We start from the raw sequence: 20,329 nt of genomic DNA on the forward strand, positions 1-20,329 counted from the left end.
GCTATCGGATCTGCTACGGTAAATCAATAAACCTAGAAGAATTGACACAATATTGGCACAATGCGGCAGCTAGCTTTTTGGGGAGTAACCGCTACTTTAGCCGTTGGGAGTGCGCTAATAGGGGTGACACTAGCCGGCGATCGCGACTTAGAAACCGGGCTATCTGCATCGCTCTCCTCCCAATCAACCCCCTCTTTACCACAATTTTTAGTCGTCGCTGGTGGCCCCGTCCCAGGCTACAACGAGATTGCCTTAGAAAAAAATGTGCTTTATTTCCAGCGGACGTTAGCGGCTATGGGAGTTGACCCTGGGCTGGCTGACATTTTTTTTGCCAATGGTAATGATGGGCAGGCAACCGTTCGCTATCTAGATGCGGCTGGGCAGGAGCGCTTTAAGCCCCCTGCTATTCCCCATTTGCAAGGAGCCGCCTCTGTCGATAACTTATTGGCCTGGTTGACTACGGCGCAAACTGCCCCTCAAGACTGTTCAACGTTTTTTTACTTCACTGGGCACGGTGGTTACAACGCCCAAAACGAAGACAACAATACCCTGCTTCTCTGGGGCGATCGCAGTTTTTCCGTGCAAGAACTGGCTACTCAGCTCGATCAGTTGCCTACGACCCAACCCTTCGTAACGATGATGGCTCAGTGCTTTGCGGGATCTTTTGCTAACGTGATCTACGAGGGCGGCAATCCCGAAAATCCTGTGGCCTTACAAACCCGTTGTGGCTTTTTCGCCACCGTTAGCGATCGCCCTTCAGTTGGCTGCACCCCCGAAGTTAACGAAGCCGACTACCAAGATTACAGTTCTAGCTTTTTTGCGGGACTAAGCGGCATCAGTCGCACCGGAGCCGCCGTTCCCTCAGCAGACTACGACCAAGATGGCACCGTTACCTACGCTGAAGCTCATGCCTTTGCCAAAGTTGACGAAGCCACGGCTGACTGGCCTATTTCTACTTCAGAAGCTTGGCTGCAACGGCAAGCAAGCGGTTCAGCGGTGGCTGAAATTTTGAGTTTACCGATCGCAACGCTTCAACACCTGGCTCGCCCCGAACAACAGTTCGTAATTGAGTCGCTATCGGCTCGTATGCAGCTAGATACCCGTCTTTCTTTTCGCGCCAATGCCCGCCAGCTACCACCGCGCGATCGCCTAGATGAAGTTGAGCAAGCCTACCTGATGCGTTTGCAGATGGAATTGACCCATGTTGGCATGGAGCAAAAAATTCGCCAGCGTGGAGACACGGCAGCGATCGCTATTTTGCAGAAGCTGCTTACCTGCGAAGCGGGCAGTTGGGATCAAGAGGCCGAGCGGGTTCGCCAAAACTAGCCGCTTGGGGGATAGCTCAAATACTTTCTAGATACTCTAGCAGGTCAGCCATGTCTTTGGCTTCAGGCTGAAACTGTGGCATAGGTGGGGTTTGGCCGCTAATCACCTGGCGAATTAGATTCACTTTTGACTTACGCTCAGACACCCTATGCAGATCTGGGCCAACTTCACCAGACGCTTCAAAGCCATGACAGACTGCACAGTTCATCTGAAAAATGAGCGCCCCGCGATCGCGATCGCCTTTGAGGGCTAACACTTGCAATATGTAAGGGTCAGAGATCCGAAAATGCTGCACACCCCAAATAATCAAACCTAAGGCAAGCAAAAGACCGACCACCGCGATCGCCAACCGCTGGGTAACGCTAAGCGCCTCGGTAGATTGCTCGTTGAGGGTGTCGTGTGTCAAGGTCAACTGCTGTTCTGGTTACAGAATTTATTTTTATGATTACACAGCTTAAAGTTTTCTCAGGAAGTTAGGCAACCCTTTTAGCCCCGCCAAATCGGCCAAAATCGGCATTCTTCCTTAAGAATACGGGCGATCGCAGCTTTTTCTCTGTGGCTCAGAAAAATTATTACACCTGTTGTAGTCGTTAACAGTCGGGGGCCTTAAGCCCTTACTATTAAAGAGTATGTACAAGTTCCTTTCGAGGAACAGGCAAGTTTTAGCGAAGGAGTGTTGACGTGGTAGAACCCCTACTATCTGGTATTGTGTTGGGCTTGATTCCAGTAACGTTAGCTGGCTTGTTCGTGGCGGCTTATATGCAATACCGTCGCGGCAATCAGCTCAACCTGTAGGGACTGGATGACGCAAATCCTGATTCTCAAATCATCGGGTCAGGCTAGTCCTGACCCTTTATGTATCTGCTGAGCCATCTGAACCCCGCGAAACGCCATCGCTAGTGGGCAGGTTTGGCAGCGCTAGCAAAGCGCTACCGTAGGCGGCTTCTGTTTGGACAGAGGGTGCTACGGGCACCTGTAGCTGTCGGGCGCGGATAGCCGTCCAAGCTTGATTGTGGGCACCTCCCCCTGCCGTATAAACCTGCTTTAAAGAGGAAGCTCCGAGGCTGACGAGGCGGGCGTACCCTTGGGCTTCGATGGTGGCCATGCCTTCTAGCAAGCCTTGAAGAAACACAGCGGCCTCCGGCGGACGCGGTGTAAGGCGGGGTGGCAATTGGGGATCATTGATGGGAAATCGTTCTCCGGGCTGAGGCAGCGGATAATAATTTAAGTGGGTCGGGCGATCGGGCTGAAGCGATTGGCTGAGCTGAGCTAGCTGTGATTCGCTAAAAAACTGGGCTAACACCGCGCCTCCCGTGTTGGAAGCTCCGCCGACTAACCAGCGATCGCCCAAACGATGGCTATAAATACCGTACTGACTTGCTTCGACTCGCCTTTGGCTCAGCAGTTTGAGTACTAAGGTAGAGCCTATCGAGGTGACGGCTGTGCCGGGCTGCTGGGCACCGCTCGCCAGAAAAGCGGCAATGCTATCGGTTGTGCCCGCACATACCCTGCAAGCGACAGGCAGCTTAAACCGCTGAGCGATCGCAGGTAAAACCGGGGCAATGGGGCTACCGGGTGCCCTGACGTCGGGCAAGAGAGTTGCCAGAGGCAATGAAGTCAACCAATTAGGATAAGCCAGGGCAGCCACGTCGTAGCCAAGCTTGAGCGCATTGTGATAGTCGCTGACGCCGAGCCGACCATGGAGCAGAAAGCTCAGCCAGTCAGCCTGGTGGAGCAAATATTGGGCTTCGGCTGGGGGCTGTTGGGGGTTGCCCTGACACCACCACAGCAACTTACTTAAGCTAGACGTTGCACTTTGAACAACATGATTAGCGGGGGCAATTTGAGCCATTGCTGACCCCACCGCCTGCCCCTGAGCGGCGTTGTAAAGCAAGGGTTCTCGGATGACGCGGCCTTGCGCATCACAGAGTAAAACGGTGGCTGAAGTGCCGTTGAGGGCGATCGCCCCCAAGCGCTGCCGTATGGGTAGCGGTATGTCGGCCAAGAGTGCCCAAAGCGTTTCTTGCCACTGCTGAGCTAAAGCGCTGGCGCTAGCGGCAAAGCTAATTTTGGCGGTGGCTTGAATGTGCTGCTGGGTATCGATCGCGATCGCTCTCGCACCGGAAGTGCCAAAGTCAATTCCGAGCGCGTAAATCGGTGAAGCTGACGTCATAAACAAAAAAGCGCCCCGTTGGACGCTCTAAGGATTGAGGGTTTAGCCCTATGGCCGTAGCTGCAATAACCGCCTAAATGCTGATTTCGCTGAGTTCAGCCGTCATATAGTCAAATGGCTGATCCACGAATGCAGTATCTTCAATGCCTGCAGCGGCTACCTTGGCTTTAACTACCTCTTTCATAATTTGAATACCGACAACGGTGGGGCCAATCGGCACGCCTAAAGAATTATAGGTTTCGCGCAGTCCTTGGAGTACGCGCTCATCTAGGACATCTACATTGCCTGAAACCAGGGCGTAGCTACCGTAGCGCAGATAATAGTCCATGTCTCGTAGGCAAGCTGCATAGCGACGAGTCGTGTAAGCATTGCCGCCCGGACGAATAAGCTCTGGCACCTGCTCAAATAGTTTTGAACCTGCTTCTTTGACAATTTCAGCCGCATTGGCACTAATGATACTAGCTGCCTGCACTCTAGCCATACCACTATCAAAGTAAGACTTTAGAGAATCTAATGCAGTGCGATCGAGATAACGCCCAATGCTGTCGTAATTATTAATTAAACTTGTCACTGTATCCCGCATGGAATTCCTCTCCCAACTATCCGCAAGCAAGTAAGAATGTCTTCATTTACAGGGCCACTGCTGCCAGCGCTCTACTCTTAATTGATAGATGTATAGAGACTCGCAAAAGCGATTTTTTGAATCGCCCCAGACCTTTAACTAACGGTTGATATTATTCCTCTAGCAGCAGCTTCGACCTGAGCGCTCACCGCCTAAATGGACGCATATGTGGTTTGCCAAGTCAGCCCAGGAGCCAGTCTATCACGGGCAGTTAGGCACTAAGCGGCATTCCTTAAAAACATGAACGGTGCAGCCGTAATAAGTTTATATTTCGCAACTTTTTGCAACATTTTTCGGTGAGCTGGCTAGGGCTGACCCCGATTAAAGACCTGTTTAAACAGGCAAAAGCGGTTTGACGGCTGCGGTTGCCGCTGCTTGGGGCGGTCAATACCGACTCTTAGAGAATTCTTTAGCTTCACGCAGCAACTGCGTGTAACAAGGTATATCAGTAAAAATGCTGCATTTTCCTGGCCAAAAGCAGCAAATTTTGTATCGAAAAATACAAATTATGCCAACCCCTATTCATAGGATGATTCAGATGATCACACGTCTGGCGCAACCTGCTGTCAGAACTGGTTTGAGAGGCGACTTCAAGGCGCTACTGAACTTTATGTAGGTGATTGGGTTGGGTGAGTTGAGTGACAGTGTTGAGATATCTCAGCTGAGGCTTATCTCTGCGATCGCTGAGCAATCTAACGGTGCCTTTGCGGGCAGCCAACCCACCTTTAGACGTTTTGACGATACCTAGCGGCAAGGAGTAATTCATGGCTACTGCAGAAGATATCCTGAAAAAAATTCAAGATGAAGACATTCAGTTAATTGACCTAAAGTTCATTGATTTACCGGGCGTCTGGCAGCACCTGACTGTGCACAAAAGCCAGATTGATGAAAGCAGCTTTACCGATGGGGTCGCTTTTGATGGTTCCAGCATCCGAGGCTGGAAAGCTATCAACGAATCCGACATGATGATGGTGCCCGATCCTGATACCGCCTGGATCGACCCTTTCATGAAAGAGCCGACCCTGAGCCTGATCTGCACGATTAAAGAACCGCGTACAGGTGAACTGTATGAGCGCTGCCCCCGTGCGATCGCAACCAAAGCGATCGGCTACCTCCAGACCACCGGGATTGGTGATACGGCTTTCTTTGGACCTGAAGCAGAGTTTTTCATCTTCGACGATGTCCGCTTTGACCAAAACGAGCACTCTGCTTACTATTACGTCGATAGTGTAGAAGGCCGTTGGAACACTGGCAAAGTCGAAGAAGGCGGTAACCTGGGCTATAAGCCTCGCTACAAAGAAGGCTATTTTCCGGTAGCCCCTACCGATACCTCCCAAGACATGCGCAGCGAAATGTTGCTGTCGATGGCTGCTCTAGGGGTACCAATCGAAAAGCATCACCATGAGGTTGCTACAGGCGGACAGTGTGAACTGGGCATTCGCTTTGGTGAGCTGATCCAGGCAGCAGATTGGCTGATGATCTACAAGTACTGCATCAAGAACGTTGCCAAAAAGTATGGCAAGACCGTCACCTTTATGCCCAAGCCGCTGTTTAACGACAACGGTTCTGGCATGCACACCCACCAGTCTATCTGGAGCGATGGTCAGCCTTTATTTGCAGGCGATGGCTATGCCGGACTTAGCCAGACAGCGCTGCACTACATCGGCGGCATTCTCAAGCATGCCCCTGCCCTACTGGCCTTCACCAACCCCACTACCAACTCTTACAAGCGTTTGGTACCTGGGTTTGAGGCACCTGTCAACTTAGCGTACTCTCAGGGCAACCGCTCGGCTTCGGTGCGGATTCCCCTCTCCGGCGACAATCCCAAAGCTAAGCGCTTAGAATTCCGTTGTCCGGATGCCACCTCCAATCCGTATCTGGCGTTCGCGGCAATGCTATGCGCAGGGATTGATGGTATCAAGAACCAGATTGATCCCGGTGATCCGCTAGATGTAGATATCTACGATCTCAGCCCCGAAGAACTGGCTAAGATTCCTTCTACACCGGGTTCTCTGCTAGATGCTCTGAAGGCGCTAGAAGCTGACAATGAGTTTTTAACCGTTGGCGGAGTCTTCACCGAAGACTTCATCAACAACTGGATTGAGTACAAGCTCGACAACGAAGTTAACCCCATGCGGTTACGGCCTCATCCTTACGAACTAGCGCTCTACTACGATTGCTAAAGCCTGGAATCACAGCTTGCTCTTAGCGTAAACCGACGACTCCCTACTTCGCTTGAGGTGGGGAGTTTTGTCGCTGTATAAAGATTAAGTGAAGCCAGCTAAGGCATTAGTGCAAGTCCTTACTCGGCTCTCTGGGAAGCTATAAACTCTGATACAGAGATACTAAGTTATTAGGAGAAAGCTCTCTTGTCACAAGCAATTCCGATTTTTTTGGTCAGTGCCGAAGATATTCGTACCCATCACACCGAAAGTCAACAATGGCTTGAAATGTCAGGCTTTAAGGGGCAACCAGGAACCTTTTGCATGGTGCCCAATCAGCAGAATGGCATTGGTAAAGTCTTGGTCGGCAAACCAGAAACCCTCGATACTTGGACATTAGGTGCTTTAGCCCAAACGCTACCCGCTCAAACTTACGCGCTGGCAGATACTTTTTCAGCCGACGTAGCGACTCATTTATGCTTGGGGTGGCAGTTAGGACAGTATCAGTTTGCCAGATACAAGCACACTAGCCCAGAAGCCGTTGCTGAGCTTCAGTTGCCGGAAAATGTAGACAAAGATTATGTCAGCGCCGCAACGGCAGCAATCTTTCTGGTGCGAGATTTGATCAACACCCCTGTTAACGATATGGGGCCAGCTCAGCTAAAAGACTGTGCCCAAACGTTGGCCGAAACCTATGGCGCTAAGCTAGCGGTGATCGCAGGACAGGATTTGCTCGAACACAATTATCCGTTGATTCATGCGGTCGGTCGGGCTAGTGCTCAACCGCCTCTTCTGATTGAGCTGCGGTGGGGAGAGGTAGATGCGCCTAAAGTGACTTTGGTGGGCAAAGGCGTCTGCTTTGATACGGGCGGACTCAACATCAAGCCGGGAGCCAGCATGAAAATGATGAAAAAAGACATGGGAGGCGCTGCTGAAATTTTTGGCCTTGCTCGGATGATCATGCAATTGCAGCTACCTGTGCAGCTACGAGTGCTGGTGCCAGCGGTAGAAAATAGCATTTCTGATAATGCGATGCGGCCTCTAGATGTGATTGCTTCCCGTAAAGGAATTACGGTAGAAGTGGGCAACACCGATGCTGAAGGACGCTTAATTTTGGCAGATGCCCTGTGGGAAGCTTGTAGTGAATCGCCAGATTTGCTGATTGACTGTGCCACGCTGACAGGCGCGGCGCGGGTGGCTTTGGGGACTGAACTGCCTGCATGTTTTTGCAATCGCCCAGACTTGGCGGCGACTTTGCTAAAAATTGGTCAGCAAATTGATGATCCGCTTTGGCCGTTACCGCTTCACTCCCCCTATCGGGCGCTGCTAGAGAGCAAAGTAGCCGATATTTCTAATATTTCTAGTGGTTCTTATGGGGGGGCGATTACGGCAGCTTTGTTTTTGCAAGAGTTTGTTACCCCGGAAACGCCGTGGATTCATGTGGATCTGATGGCTTGGAATTTGCGGAGCTTACCGGGGCGTCCGGAAGGGGGAGAGGCGATGGGGATGCGATCGCTCTTTGAACTTATTCGCCAGCAGGTGGCTAGCTAAATAGGCGTTTGGCTCAAATGCACCCAAAGAAATTTTTCAGAGGCAAGCGCTCAATCACGACCATACAAAGATCGATCGCCTAGGTTGGCGGATTGTTGCTTTGCTGCCGTCTCTAGCCAGAAGCAGCACGATAAGCTAGATAAAGGATTTGCCATTCAATTGCGTTCTATTTGCCAACAACGAGCCGTCACGCGGCTTTGGCCTGACTGAACGCCTACCCTGATCGATGAGTTGGGCGCAGATTCTAACTGTTTTGTAATTAAACAGGCGATCGCATTTTTTTGATAGCTAGCAATGCAAACCTCCGAAAAGCCACTCAAACTGAAGACCGACCTAGCGTCCAATGCGCTGACGGGATTTGATGCTCACGATCCGCCTAGCCCAGCTTTAATTGACGCTTGTGTTCACTGTGGCTTTTGTTTAACCACCTGCCCTAGCTACCGGGTCATTGGCAAAGAGAATGACTCGCCTCGCGGTCGCATTTACCTGATGGATGCGATCAACAAAGGTGAAGCCCCTTTGTCGCCAACCTCAGTGCAGCATTTCGATTCTTGCCTGGGCTGTCTGGCTTGCACAACGGCTTGTCCTTCCGGTGTTCAGTACGATCAGCTCATTGCGGCCACCCGACCTCAAATTCGTCGTAACCATCCGCGTAGTTTGTTTGAGCGAGCGTTTCGCGGCCTGATTTTTTCACTTTTTCCCTACCCCGATCGAATTCGGCTTTTACTGACGCCGTTAGCGCTTTATCAAAAGCTAGGACTTTCTGAACTCATTCAAAAAACGGGGTTGCTCAAGCACCTATCGCCCCATCTAGCGGCGATGGAGGCTCTGCTGCCTCCGGTGACCCCCCGCTGCTTTCAGGCCAATTTGCCAGACTATTTGCCTGCTCAGGGGCTAAAGCGTTATCGAGTCGGCCTGATTTTGGGCTGTGTGCAGCGTGTTTTCTTTTCGGGGGTCAATGAAGCGACAGCGCGGGTTTTGACCGCGAACGGCTGTGAGGTCGTCATTCCTCAGAGCCAGGGATGTTGCGCGGCGCTACCAGAACACCAGGGCGAAGAAGCGCAGGCCGCAGCCCTAGCGCGTCAAATGATTGACAGTTTTGCCGACACGGCGGTGGATTATGTCATTATCAATGCGGCAGGCTGCGGCCATACCCTCAAGGAGTACGGCTATATTCTGCGGCATGACCCCCTCTATCGAGACAAAGCGATCGCATTTTCTGCTAAGGTGCGCGATGTTCAAGAATTTTTAGCGGAAGTGGGTTTGACGGCAACCCTGCAGCCGCTTCAAGATGAACCATTGACCTTGGTTTACCAAGATGCCTGTCACCTGCTGCATGGGCAAAAAATCAGCTTGCAGCCCCGCCAGCTTTTGCAGCAAATTCCGGGGGTACAGTTGCGAGAACCGCTTGATGCCGCTTTGTGCTGTGGCAGTGCGGGCGTTTACAACATGCTACAGCCGCAGATAGCTGAAGAACTGGGTCAGATGAAGGTCAGAAATCTGCTGAATACCCAGGCCGATTTAATTGCTTCGTCTAATCCTGGCTGCTCTTTGCAAATTAAAAAAGCAATGCAGTCGCAAACCCAGTCAATTCCTTTGAAGCATCCGATTGAACTGCTAGATATGTCGATTCGCGGCGAAAAATTGTAGAGGGATTGGGAGGTGATTTATCTTTGGCCGTGCCAGCGCCGATGAAACCACCCCGAACAAAACCTCGTGCTAGTGCCTTAGATCAGGCGTTAACCATTTCTTTGGCTTTAATGGGTTCGGTTTCCATTTCGCGAGCAACCTGATCGGCGATCGCTGGAATTTCGTCAGGCCCAGTAATCAGGCGAACGCCGCGTTTGCGGGTGAAATAGTTCCAGGCCCACTGAGTCAAAACCAGGAGTTTGTTGTCAAACTCAATTAAGAAATAGATGTGGACAATAATCCAGGTGAGCCAAGCTGGAAAGCCCCACATTTTGAGCGTCCCGATATTGGCGACAGCGGCGTTGCGGCCAATGACTGCCATGCTGCCCTTGTCTTTGTAGACAAAAGCGGGCAGGTCTTCACCCGTCAGGCGTTTGCAGATGACTTTGGCAATATACTCTCCCTGCTGCATAGCAACAGCGGCAATACCAGGCAGGGGGCGATCGTCTTGGTGGGCATAGTGGGCTAGGTCGCCCACCACATACAGATTGGGATAGCCCTTGATGCTAAAGTCAGGCTCAACCATGACGCGACCAACGCGGTCGAGTTCGGCTCCGGTACAGTCTGCGATCGCTTTGCCCATTGGGGATGCTTTGACCCCCGCAGCCCACAGCACCGTGCAAGCCTGAATGTTCTCTATTTGATCACCGCGTTTGATGGTGACGTTATCCCCTTCAATGTCGGTGACTAAAGACTGGGTTTGTACCGTTACCCCTAGCTTTTCTAAAGACTTTTGCGCTTTGGCTGAGAGTTCAGAAGGATAGGGCGGTAGCACCCGATCTAGACCTTCTACCAGCAAAATCTTAGTTTGGGTGGTATCAATATTGCGGAAGTCGTCTTTGAGGGTACCAAAGGCCAGTTCTGCCAACGCCCCTGCTAGCTCAACTCCAGTGGGGCCACCACCAACTACGACAAAGGTTTGCAGGGCTTTGCGCTTTTGTAAATCGGTTTCTTTCTCAGCCGCTTCAAAGGCTAAGAAAATGCGGCGGCGTACTTCTAGGGCATCTTCTACTGTTTTCATGCCAGGGGCAATATCCGCCCACTCATCGCGACCAAAATAGTGGTGGCTAACGCCCGTAGCGACGATCAAACTATCGTAGGGCACCACCTCGCCATTTTTGAGATAAACTTGCTGCTCTTTGGGATTAACTCGGATGACTTCACCCATCAATACGCGCGTGTTTTTTTGATCGCTTAAAACTGAGCGCAAAGGTGAAGAAATATCCCCGGCTGAAAGCCCCCCGGTTGCCACTTGATAAAGCAGGGGTTGGAATAAATGAAAATTACGTTTGTCGATCAGCGTCACTTTTACGGGGGATTTGGCGAGCGATTTAGCTGCATAAAGACCGCCAAATCCACCGCCAATAATTACAACATGGTGCATGGATTCTGATGGCCCAGTGGTGGTTTCTGCAGAAGCTGGGGTGCGCTGAAGGACTGCTGTCATGGGTTTGTAACCATTTATGAAGTGGCTCTTGTAGAGAATTCTACCTGCCAAAGCATAGTTATGGCTACCCGTCCAGATTTTTTTACACAATTTTGTTATGGCCTGTTAGCACTTAAAGATTTGTTACTAACTGCTGTTAGTATTGCCAGCCCTTGAATAGCTGGAATTCTTGTCAGATCGCTTTTCTGCGGTAGGCAAAAATAAGTCATTAAAGATGTGATGTCTTGATAGGAAAGATAAGAAATATTAAACGTATAGGCTGATACGGAAGGCATTCTTTCCCTTTGCATGCTCAATTTATCGATACTTCAATGACGCTCAGAAATTTGAGGCGTGTCTACGTCATTTCAGCCTACAAAGCATCCGCTTTGACCCCGGTTTAACATCAATTCTCGATTTTGGATTTTCGATTTTGAATTGAACAGTCTTGGCTCTGCATCCGTTTCGTCATTCTCATCTGTACCTTTCTTTTGCAGAATCGGTGTAACCCCTGTTCGAGTAAAGAGCGTTATGGCTGTAGCTACCAGCTTTGAGGTGCTTCAACGGCTAAAATCTGCTGGCAGAAACGCTTTCCGCTGCCTGCTGCTTTTAGCCTTCTGACTTTAGCTATTGATGCTGGGTAGCCAAGTCGATTGATCCGCCTATAAATTGGCGCTAGGGCTTGAAGGGGGCGCTTAAACTGAAGGCAAACTTGCCAGAATTTCGTCAATGCCGCTGTAGATTAAGTCCAGTTCTGCTTCGGTAATGCAATAAGGCAACAACAGATAGAGGACGTTGCCTAAGGGGCGTAGCAATAACCCTTTGCTAAGCGATCGCTGGCGAATTTGGGCACCAATTTGGTTGAAATAACCTGGGTCGCCAGCCGTGACTAAGTCCATTGCAGCGATCGCCCCGGTACAGCGAATTCGTTCAATTTGAGGATTGTCTGCTAAATGAACCAAACGCCGCTGGTGCTGGGCTTCTAGGCCGCGAAAAGCTGCTTCTGTTTCAATCAGCAGATCGAGTGAAGCCAATGCTGCGGCACAGCCTAGAGGATTAGCGGTAAAACTATGGCCGTGATAGAGCGCTTTTTGGGCTTCGTCGCTGTAAAAAGCAGCGTAAATTTTTTCACTACAAACGGTGACTGCTAGTGGCAAAAAGCCCCCCGTTAGCCCTTTAGACAGGCAAATAAGGTCTGGCTCGACTGCGGCACGCGTACAGGCAAACCAGTCTCCTGTGCGGCCAAACCCTGTCATGACCTCGTCAAAAATCAGTAGGGTATCGGACTGACGGGCGATCGCCTGAAGCTGTTGTAAAAACTGGGGACGGCACATCCGCATGCCGCCTGCCCCTTGTACCAGCGGCTCTAAAATAATGGCGGCAAAGCTACCCGTTGCTAGCTTTGCCGCAATCTGGGCGATCGCTTGTGCTTCTTTTTGCTCAACCGTTTCATCTCCCCAATAGGTCGCTGGAAAAGGGGCAAACTCCACTTGAAACAGCAAATCATCAAAAGCAGCCGTAAAGGGCGATCGCGCCCCGACCGCCATAGCGCCAAAGGTATCGCCATGGTAAGCCCCTGTAAAAGCTAAAAACTGGGGGCGGTGCTGCCTTTGGTTGTGCCAGTATTGGTAGGCCATCTTTAAGGCCACCTCTACAGCGGTTGAGCCATTGTCTGAAAAGAAAACGCGGCTGAGCGCCCCTGGCAGGTACTTGACTAGGCGAGTGGCAATTTGTTCAGCCGGGTCGTGGGTAAAGCCCGCAAAGATCACCTGCTCTAAGACTTGGGCTTGCTGATAGATGGCCTCAGCAATACGCGGATGGGCGTGACCGTGGATGTTGACCCACCAGCTTGAAATGCAGTCGAGGATTTGCTGACCGTCTTCGAGGGTGAGCCATGCTCCCTGGCCCGATTTGACCTTGAGGGGGTCTGGAGCGGTTTTGGCCTGGGTAAAGGGGTGCCAAAGATGAGGATGAGCCATGAGCTAGCTTAACTGTCTACCTGGCTGACCCGTCGCAGCTTCAGCACATCGGTCATTTTGCGAAGCTGGTGGAGGGTTTGTTCTAGCTGGGCGTGGTCGCGCACGTCTAAGCCTAAATCGATTTCGGCAATTTGTCCCGGATACGTTTTGACCTGAGCGCTGTGAACGTTGATTTTTAGATCTGATAGGTGAGAAAGAATGTCTTTCATCACCCCCACTCGGTCAATGACTTCAATTTTAAGCTGTACCGGATATGTTAGCGGTCGTCCGCTGGGGGAGTCTTGCTGGTTCCAGCTAACCGGGATCAAGCGATCGCCTGGAATTTCTTTAATGTTAGGACAGCCCTGACGGTGGACGGCAATGCCACGACTGCCTAGCCCCACAACGCCGATAATGGCCTCTCCTGGCAGCGGATTACAGCAGCCAGCAATATGGTGTAGTAACCCCTCAATGCCTAGAATGGGAGACTCGTGGCTGCCAGCATGCGATCGCGCTGACGGGCTAAATGTTGCGGTATGGACGGCCTCAGCCGCTAACGTGTTGGCTTCATTTTCAATCGGCTGCTGGGCTTTGACGGCTTCGCGCAAACGATTGACCACCAGATTTAGCGTCACTTCGCCATAGCCTAATCCTGCTAGCAAATCGTCAACGCAGGGATAGTTGCAGCGCTCCGCGACAATTTGAGCTGGTTCTGACTTTAATAAAGACTCAAAACCACTCTTGCCCAGCTCTTTTTCTAGCATGTCACGCCCACGAGCCATGTTTTCGTCCCGGTGCGATCGCTTATACCACTGGCGGATGCGGTTGCGGGCACTGGCGGTAACCACAAAGTTAAGCCAGTCTAAGCTGGGATGGCTATTTTTCTGAGTAATGATTTCAACAATATCGCCGTTTTGCAGTTGAGTATCTAGCGTCACAATCCGGCCATTGACTTTGGCACCCGCGCAGTGATTACCAACTTCGGTATGAATGCGGTAAGCAAAATCTACTGGCGTGGCGCTGCGAGAAAGCGATACCACATCGCCATCAGGGGTAAAGACATAAACGTCTTCGTCAAACAGATTGCCTTTAACGTCGTCTAAAAATTCTTGGGCGTCGTTAAGATCGTGCTGCCACTCCAGCAGTTGTCGTAGCCAGGTGAATTTTTCATCCTCAGCCGTTAGTTTTTTGTTGCTAGAGGTGCCAGTTTCTTTGTATTTCCAGTGGGCGGCAATACCGTATTCGGCGATATGGTGCATCTCTAGGGTACGAATTTGCACTTCAATCGGGCGACCGTGGTGACCAATAACGACCGTATGCAACGACTGGTAGCGGTTGGGTTTGGGCAGACCGATATAGTCTTTAAAGCGACCTGGAATAGGACGAAACGCGTCGTGGACAACGGCTAAAGCCCGATAGCATTCTTCGTGAGTGCTAACAATCAGACGAATAGCGGCTACATCATAAATTTCATGAAAGTCTTTGCCCTGACGCTGCATTTTGCGATAAATGCCGTACAGGTGCTTGGGGCGGCTGTTGACATCCATGCAGTGAACCCCTAGCTGCGCTAAGCGATCGCATAAGGTTTCTGCTACCTGCTTGAGTCGGGTTTCGCGGTCAGCCCGCTTCTCCGTCACGTATTCTTGCATTTGGCGATAAGCATCGGGGTCTAGATACTTAAAACACAAGTCTTCTAGCTCCCACTTGAAGCGACCAATGCCTAAGCGATTCGCTAGCGGGGCAAAAATTTCGAGGGTTTCTTGAGCAATGCGCTGCTGCTTTGCGGCGGCAAGGTGCTCTAACGTGCGCATATTGTGCAAGCGATCGGCTAGCTTCACCACAATCACGCGAATGTCTTGAGCCATTGCCAAAAACATGCGGCGAAAGTTTTCGGCTTGGCGTTCAGTTTTGCTATGAAAGTTAAATTTAGAAAGCTTCGTTACCCCTTCGACTAGCTGCCTCACTTCTGCCCCAAAGTGAGCCTCGATCTCTTCGGGGGTGACGACGGTATCTTCAACCACATCATGCAAAAAGCCTGCTGCAATCATGGCGCTATCGCCGCCCAAATCTCGCAAAAGGCCAGCTACCGCAACGGGATGACAAATATAAGGCTCTCCAGAGGCGCGATTTTGCCCTCGATGGAGCCGATAAGCAAACTCAAAGGCTTGGCAAACTAGCTCACTGTTAGAGCGATCGTCTTCAATGGCTTCAGGTTCTAGTTCGCCATTGGCAATTTTTTGCTGGCTCAGCAGGCAGGTCTGCAGCCAATCAGGAAGGGGAAAGTCGGTAGGAATTGCAGGAGCGGTAGCAACGTTCATAGCCTTTATTGCCGAGAAAGCGTCAGGGAAGATGGGATTTGGAAGATTTTACTGTATTGCCAGAAATTCAGCCGCTCAAAAGCTGAAAAAAGTGGTTTGCAGCTATCTACAATTTGTGAAAGCCAGAAATCTAAAAGCGATCTCTGATAGGGGGTAAAGAACGGCAAAACCGCTTTAGAGAAGGCTTTTAATTAAGCTAATGACTCAACCTGCCAGACTCGCAAGTCGGCATTTTGTAGAGGCTCAAATTATAAAGAGCGCTGTCCCACCTAAGGTGACAACACGCAATAAACGTAAGGCTTATTTATTTAATGATAGACAAACTCTCAATTTGAAGCACTCAGTACGGTCGTTTTACCCATTCAATTGCCGATGCTATCACCCGACTCTCAGCAAATGCTTAGCCGTTTTCAAGCCGAGCGACAGCAGCTTGAAGCCCAGGTTACCCAGGCGAACCCCGATACTCAGCAGCTACAGGTCAACTTTTTAAAGCTACAGCAAAGGTTTCAGCAACAGATTTTGCCCCTGCGGGACAACAGCTTAAGTGTTGCAGCGCAAACCCAACTGCAAGCCTACCAAACCGAGATGAATCGATTGATGCGGCTGCTTGCGGTTGATATTAGCTTTTTGCAAACCGTTCGCCAGTCTATTAAGCAACAGCAAAGGCAGGCTCAAATTCAACAGCGATTGGGCAGTCTGGGACAGTTTTGCGAGGCGCTTTTGACCGGACATTCCAGTCGCGATGGCGGCTGAAGTGGTAGAGTTTTGCTACTATTGCGATCGCTTGACGATAGGGAAGGAGACAGTTTCAGTGGAGTGTCCTAAGCAAAAAGGGGTATCGCTGGTTGAAGGACAACTATCGGCAGGTCCAACGGCCTATGGTTGTCCCCAGTGTCAAGGCAACTGGATTGCTCCAGAGCATTACAGCCAGTGGCAAGCCAGCCAGCCCCAACCGCCGCCGCCACAGGCGGTAAAGGTTGCACCCAGTATGCTTGATCTGGACTTTGAACCGGCTGAACTAGACAATCGGGCGGCGCTTTGCCCAGACTGTAGCCATTATTTAGTGCGGGCTAAGGTCAATTTGAAGCACGCTGCTTTTTATGTAGAACGCTGCCCTAACTGCAAAGGATTTTGGTGCGATCGCGGCGAATGGCAAGTTTTGCAGCAGCTAGATCTGCATACCCATCTTGAATCGCTGTTTTCTAGCGAATGGCAAAACCGGGTACGTACGCTAGAACAAGCCGAGCGCGAGCGGCAGGCGACGGTCGAAAAGCTTGGCTCAGACCTGGCTTATCAGGTATTTCAGTTAGCCGAAAAACTAGAAAATCATCCCAACGGGGATTTTGGTGTGGCCTACTTAATGCGCCGATTCAATAGTGAATAAAGGTCTGGTAGTTTTGCCGTTTATGCGTTGCTGGGTGGGTGGGCAACAGCTCTATAGCGGCATAGATTTGAACTTGAGTTGATCCCAAAAGTTTAGTTACTGATAGTGGTTCAGCCCTTAAGAAAGGGGCTGAGGGATGCTGGCTTGGCTATAATTGATCAGCAATCTATCGCTGATTAGATATTCCTTAGGGCAGAAAAATCTGCTGCACGAGTTCTACAAAACGAAGGATTAACCTTTTACTAATTTTTGTAAGTATAGAGAGACAGTCAAGGATTTGAACTGACTGGCTTACAACTTTGAGATTTGCCAGTTTAAGTTAAGGGCTAGATTGCTAAGCGATCGCTACTAAACTTATCTGTCTTTATTTTTGAAGTTATAAGCTAGTATTTCTATCTTTTCAAACTGTTTTGTTTTTATCTATTTTATAGGCCGGAGAATTTGCCCATGAAACGCTTAACTTTGACTTTAATGTCAGCTTTGATTGCAGCAGCAGCGATCGCGCCTGCTGTAAAAGCTCAGATGAACCAGCAGGGTAATACACAACCCGTCAACCTCGATACCTACAACGATGGTAGCCGTGAGGGTACGCAAAACTTTGAGCAAGAAGCCCCTGAAGGTCGGTTTCCTGACACCAATCTAGATGAGGCTAACACGCAGCCCGTCAACTTAGAAACCTACGACGATGAAGCCAGAGGCAACAGTTCTCTAGCAGGAATCGTCACACCTTTTGAGCTAACCTACATCGCCTACTCTGGTGGTTTGCGCGACTATGGTGTACCTGCTGCTCAAACCTTAACCAGTGAGTATCAAATCGGCAATGTTACTGCCGAGCAGGTAGTTGAAGCAGCTATTCGCGATAGCTTAGTTGACGCTTCTGCTATGGACGATGAAAGATACATTGACCGGGTTGATTACTTCTTGCGCTTATTAGAGCCTGGTGAAATCGAAAGCTAAACTTTTTAGCTGAGACTTTAGCTAATTAATGAAGATGCAAACGCCTTTGTTTTTTAGCTGAACTTTATCGCCCAGAGAAACTACACCTGCAGGTGTTTGTTCTCTGGGCTTTCGCTTTTAAGCCTTGCTGAGGTTAAAAGCGATCGCGGTAAGAAAATATTTGAAAAGATATCTGCCGCGTAGCAAAACGATTTAGATCTCCCTAAATTCCCCTTTTTAAGGATGATTTCCGAGTCGATTCCCTCATTCTCATTTGCGGGGGAGGATAAGGGAGGTCATGAGTGCATAAAATCATAACCCTTGGCTTTTCAAACATTCTTTGAGGCTGTTCACTTTTTTGCCTTAATTCTAGGTTGCTTCCTCCGTCAGTTCATCCATAAAAAGCCTGCTTCTCTCTGAAAAGCAGGCTTCGGTAAAAAATGGCTAACAGCGACCCTACAAGCTGCGATCGCCATTAACGCATTTAGCACATAGCGCTCTACCAGATTTAGGGATGAAACTGGCTATTGCCAAACATAAACCTTAGCCTCAAATTCAGCTAAATCTGTAATGAGCTGACCATCGTGAACCTCAACGTCATAGTCACCTGTCCACTCGTGCCAGGTGCCATCGGCTGGGAAGTTAGGGAAAGCGTAGTCAGCTAAAAAGTTATCGGAGAAGTTAACCACCACGGCAACCCGTGACCCTTCATCATTCCAGCGAGTGAAGGCAAAAATTCGACCTTCTGGATTTTCGTGAAAGAACTCAATGTTTTCTCCGTAGAGGGCATGGTTTTGTTTGCGCAGAGAAATTAAGCCTTTGTAGTACTCAAACAAATGACGATTAGAGTCGTTTTTGAGCAGCGTCCAGTCGATTTTCTTTGGCTCAATCGTTTTGTGCTGGTATTCGCCAAACTCTTCTCCCATCCACAGCATAGGAACCCCCACTGCCGTCATCAGCAAGGCAATGCCTAAGCGGGCGCGTTTGAAGGCGGCGTCGTCTAAAATTTCGCGATCGCCAAGTGCCCCCATTAAATAATCGTGGTCGTGATTGTTCAAAAAGTTAACCACATTCACCGCTCCAGCGTAGCCCTGGCGGCGGCAGTCTAGCACATCTTTGAGTTTTTCTAGGTCAAACTGGTTGTCACAAAGGTGATCGCGCAGCGTGAAATAAAAGCTGTAATGCCATAACCCGTCCATCGGGCCTTCTAAGCCTGTGACTTCTGTCTTTTCGGGCACATATTCAGCCACGTTGTAAAAAGGTTTAGGGCCAGACCATTCTTCGGCTTGAGCAGTTACCCAACCGAGAAAATCAAAGTTTTCAATCTGCCGCGCCGCATCATAGCGCACCCCGTCGATGTGGTATTCCTGTACCCAAAAACGGATGACATCGCCAGCAAATTGCCGAGCCGGAAAGCGGTCATATTTTTCGTCGTAAAATTCGTAGTTAAATTCTGGGCCCCAGTTGTATTCTTCGTCTTTGGGGGAGTGATGGTACCAGTAATCGTGGTCAATTTGGGTGAGCGGACATTCAGTGTCGGAGTGGTTGTAAATGCCATCCATCAAGACACGAATACCGCGTCCGTGGCATTCGTCAATCAGTTTTTTTAAGCCTTGGGTGCTACCGTAGCTGGACTCAGGTGCAAAGTAGTAGCGGGGGTTATAGCCCCAACTATAATCACCCGGATATTCTTTAACGGGCATTAGCTCAATAGCGTTGATCCCCAACTCCGATAGATAGTCTAACTTTTCTACGACATGCTGATAACATCCTCTCGGATAGGGGTCGTCTTCGCCACCTGAAAAGTCGCCAACATGCAGTTCGTAGATAATAAGCTGATGATCCGGTGGCAAAGGTTTATCATCGTTTTGCCAAACATAGTCGTCTACAATCTGTTTGCCGTCTTTGATGCGAACAATTCCATTTTGGCTGGCATCGTCAATATCCGTCGCGTAGGGATCGGTAATCGTGATCCATTCATCGGCGTCAAAAAACCAGCTTTTTGATTGCAGCCGGAATTTGTACTGGTAAGTGCCATCTGCTAGCTCAACCTGAGTGCGGAAGTAACCATCATCTCCTTTTTCCATCGGCACCTCTTCCCAGTCAGAGAAGGTGCCAATCAGCATGGCTGCTTTGTTGTAAGGAGCCAGCAATTTAAATTCAACTAGATTAGCCAAAATGCCCTCCAGGCAAGTGATGAAATAAGGTTAGTAGCCTGGTCTGGGTGGGAAGGCAAGCTTGTCGCTGTTTCAGCGATCGCCTATCAAGCTCACCGTGTTTGTCAGTCGATTGGTCAAACTGACTTAACCAGGCTTAGAGGATGTTTGAAAAGTCTCCTAGCGTAGATTGGGCTACCCTCACCACCCATAAACCTCTACGGTAAAATGGACGTTTGAGGCATCTTCAAAACTGGTTCGAGTTGCCTTGGCCACACGGATTAACCCTTTTAAAACATCCTTTTAGCTAAAAAATCGTCAACTCACGCAACATCGCCTTACAAGGGGCACAATTCGAGACTGTTTTGCTGCAAATAGCAGGTTAAGGGATGGAGAGTTTACCCAAAGCAGTATCGAAGAAAAGCGCTTTAGTTGGCATCTAGCGCTTGGCAGAGAACACCCACAAAAGCGGGTCAAACTGTGTGTTTAGCTACCGCTCATATCTGCCCAAATCGCCTAAAACTTTGAGCTTTGAAACCGAGGCGGCACACCTCTAGCCCGTAACAATTCCCCGCCGTTAGCAGCGCGAACCCGGCAGGCTCAGCCGATAATAAAAAAGCACGCGATC

The 20,329-nt window shown here is 50.0% G+C and carries 16 protein-coding genes; 8 read left to right on the plus strand and 8 right to left on the minus strand.

The features are described from left to right. Positions 1 to 60: 60 nt before the first annotated feature. Complete coding sequence (locus tag ACTS3T_RS15350) at positions 61 to 1,326, plus strand: Caspase domain-containing protein (RefSeq protein ID WP_377966054.1); 1,266 nt, start codon at positions 61 to 63, stop codon at positions 1,324 to 1,326. Positions 1,327 to 1,342: 16 nt separating this feature from the next. Here the strand turns inward: ACTS3T_RS15350 and ACTS3T_RS15355 are convergent, their stop codons facing one another. Beyond that, positions 1,343 to 1,732: a c-type cytochrome gene (locus ACTS3T_RS15355; RefSeq protein WP_462935243.1), complete on the minus strand. Its 390-nt coding sequence runs from the start codon at positions 1,730 to 1,732 to the stop codon at positions 1,343 to 1,345. A 275-nt stretch (positions 1,733 to 2,007) separates the two neighbouring features. Here ACTS3T_RS15355 and petG point away from each other — a divergent pair, with 275 nt between their 5' ends. After that, on the plus strand, positions 2,008 to 2,121 hold the full coding sequence (gene petG, locus ACTS3T_RS15360; RefSeq protein ID WP_346289338.1) for a cytochrome b6-f complex subunit V: 114 nt from the start codon (positions 2,008 to 2,010) through the stop codon (positions 2,119 to 2,121). A 58-nt stretch (positions 2,122 to 2,179) separates the two neighbouring features. On the opposite strand, the gene ACTS3T_RS15365 is transcribed toward petG, so the two are convergent. From ACTS3T_RS15365 to ACTS3T_RS15375, 3 genes are all read right to left on the minus strand, one after another. Next, positions 2,180 to 3,499, minus strand: coding sequence for an FGGY-family carbohydrate kinase (locus ACTS3T_RS15365; RefSeq protein WP_377966050.1), 1,320 nt, complete (start codon positions 3,497 to 3,499; stop codon positions 2,180 to 2,182). Positions 3,500 to 3,572: 73 nt separating this feature from the next. Next, entirely contained in the window at positions 3,573 to 4,082 is a 510-nt protein-coding gene (apcB, locus tag ACTS3T_RS15370) for an allophycocyanin subunit beta (protein WP_377966048.1), read from the minus strand. Between the two features lie 637 nt (positions 4,083 to 4,719). Continuing rightward, a complete protein-coding gene (locus tag ACTS3T_RS15375; RefSeq protein ID WP_377966046.1) occupies positions 4,720 to 4,887 on the minus strand; it encodes a hypothetical protein in 168 nt (55 codons plus the stop codon). Here ACTS3T_RS15375 and glnA point away from each other — a divergent pair. From glnA to ACTS3T_RS15390, 3 genes are all read left to right on the plus strand, one after another. Next, the gene (glnA, locus tag ACTS3T_RS15380) at positions 4,886 to 6,304 is read left to right on the plus strand and encodes a type I glutamate--ammonia ligase (protein WP_377966044.1); all 1,419 of its coding nucleotides are present in this window, start codon (positions 4,886 to 4,888) and stop codon (positions 6,302 to 6,304) included. The genes ACTS3T_RS15375 and glnA overlap by 2 nt on opposite strands. A 186-nt stretch (positions 6,305 to 6,490) precedes the next feature. Further along, positions 6,491 to 7,834, plus strand: a complete 1,344-nt coding sequence (locus tag ACTS3T_RS15385; RefSeq protein WP_377966042.1) for a leucyl aminopeptidase family protein — start codon at positions 6,491 to 6,493, stop codon at positions 7,832 to 7,834. 294 nt (positions 7,835 to 8,128) lie between these two features. Beyond that, positions 8,129 to 9,484, plus strand: a complete 1,356-nt coding sequence (locus ACTS3T_RS15390; protein WP_377966040.1) for a (Fe-S)-binding protein — start codon at positions 8,129 to 8,131, stop codon at positions 9,482 to 9,484. An 82-nt stretch (positions 9,485 to 9,566) separates the two neighbouring features. Here ACTS3T_RS15390 and ACTS3T_RS15395 read toward each other — a convergent pair whose 3' ends face one another. The 3 genes from ACTS3T_RS15395 to ACTS3T_RS15405 form a co-directional block, all read right to left on the minus strand. Continuing rightward, positions 9,567 to 10,970, minus strand: coding sequence for an NAD(P)/FAD-dependent oxidoreductase (locus ACTS3T_RS15395; RefSeq protein WP_462935244.1), 1,404 nt, complete (start codon positions 10,968 to 10,970; stop codon positions 9,567 to 9,569). 674 nt (positions 10,971 to 11,644) lie between these two features. After that, positions 11,645 to 12,928, minus strand: coding sequence for an adenosylmethionine--8-amino-7-oxononanoate transaminase (gene bioA / locus ACTS3T_RS15400; RefSeq protein ID WP_377966036.1), 1,284 nt, complete (start codon positions 12,926 to 12,928; stop codon positions 11,645 to 11,647). An 8-nt stretch (positions 12,929 to 12,936) separates the two neighbouring features. Further along, positions 12,937 to 15,225 (minus strand): RelA/SpoT family protein, encoded by a 2,289-nt coding sequence (locus tag ACTS3T_RS15405; protein WP_377966034.1) that lies wholly within the window; start codon positions 15,223 to 15,225, stop codon positions 12,937 to 12,939. A gap of 372 nt (positions 15,226 to 15,597) precedes the next feature. Here ACTS3T_RS15405 and patD point away from each other — a divergent pair, with 372 nt between their 5' ends. The 3 genes from patD (at position 15,598) to ACTS3T_RS15420 (ending at position 17,566) form a co-directional block, all read left to right on the plus strand. Further along, the gene (gene patD / locus ACTS3T_RS15410) at positions 15,598 to 15,978 is read left to right on the plus strand and encodes a heterocyst frequency control protein PatD (protein ID WP_377966032.1); all 381 of its coding nucleotides are present in this window, start codon (positions 15,598 to 15,600) and stop codon (positions 15,976 to 15,978) included. Then, the gene (locus ACTS3T_RS15415) at positions 15,968 to 16,609 is read left to right on the plus strand and encodes a TFIIB-type zinc ribbon-containing protein (RefSeq protein WP_377966030.1); all 642 of its coding nucleotides are present in this window, start codon (positions 15,968 to 15,970) and stop codon (positions 16,607 to 16,609) included. Before patD ends, ACTS3T_RS15415 begins: the two co-directional genes overlap by 11 nt. Before the next feature lie 447 nt (positions 16,610 to 17,056). After that, complete coding sequence (locus ACTS3T_RS15420) at positions 17,057 to 17,566, plus strand: hypothetical protein (RefSeq protein ID WP_377966028.1); 510 nt, start codon at positions 17,057 to 17,059, stop codon at positions 17,564 to 17,566. 503 nt (positions 17,567 to 18,069) lie between these two features. Here the strand turns inward: ACTS3T_RS15420 and ACTS3T_RS15425 are convergent. Then, on the minus strand, positions 18,070 to 19,722 hold the full coding sequence (locus tag ACTS3T_RS15425; RefSeq protein ID WP_377966026.1) for an alpha-amylase family glycosyl hydrolase: 1,653 nt from the start codon (positions 19,720 to 19,722) through the stop codon (positions 18,070 to 18,072). Positions 19,723 to 20,329: the final 607 nt, after the last annotated feature.

It is taken from the genome of Almyronema sp., assembly GCF_052168255.1.
GTDB lineage: Bacteria > Cyanobacteriota > Cyanobacteriia > Phormidesmidales > Phormidesmidaceae > Sphaerothrix > Sphaerothrix epifaneia.

Bases quoted from the DNA above. Each gene is read 5' to 3' on its own strand.
- ACTS3T_RS15350 (WP_377966054.1), top strand. From the start codon at position 61: ATGCGGCAGCTAGCTTTTTGGGGAGTAACCGCTACTTTAGCCGTTGGG.
- ACTS3T_RS15365 (WP_377966050.1), bottom strand. From the start codon at position 3,499: ATGACGTCAGCTTCACCGATTTACGCGCTCGGAATTGACTTTGGCACT.
- apcB (WP_377966048.1), bottom strand. From the start codon at position 4,082: ATGCGGGATACAGTGACAAGTTTAATTAATAATTACGACAGCATTGGG.
- glnA (WP_377966044.1), top strand. From the start codon at position 4,886: ATGGCTACTGCAGAAGATATCCTGAAAAAAATTCAAGATGAAGACATT.
- ACTS3T_RS15375 (WP_377966046.1), bottom strand. From the start codon at position 4,887: ATGAATTACTCCTTGCCGCTAGGTATCGTCAAAACGTCTAAAGGTGGG.
- ACTS3T_RS15390 (WP_377966040.1), top strand. From the start codon at position 8,129: ATGCAAACCTCCGAAAAGCCACTCAAACTGAAGACCGACCTAGCGTCC.
- ACTS3T_RS15395 (WP_462935244.1), bottom strand. From the start codon at position 10,970: ATGACAGCAGTCCTTCAGCGCACCCCAGCTTCTGCAGAAACCACCACT.
- bioA (WP_377966036.1), bottom strand. From the start codon at position 12,928: ATGGCTCATCCTCATCTTTGGCACCCCTTTACCCAGGCCAAAACCGCT.
- ACTS3T_RS15405 (WP_377966034.1), bottom strand. From the start codon at position 15,225: ATGAACGTTGCTACCGCTCCTGCAATTCCTACCGACTTTCCCCTTCCT.
- patD (WP_377966032.1), top strand. From the start codon at position 15,598: ATGCTATCACCCGACTCTCAGCAAATGCTTAGCCGTTTTCAAGCCGAG.
- ACTS3T_RS15415 (WP_377966030.1), top strand. From the start codon at position 15,968: ATGGCGGCTGAAGTGGTAGAGTTTTGCTACTATTGCGATCGCTTGACG.
- ACTS3T_RS15420 (WP_377966028.1), top strand. From the start codon at position 17,057: ATGAAACGCTTAACTTTGACTTTAATGTCAGCTTTGATTGCAGCAGCA.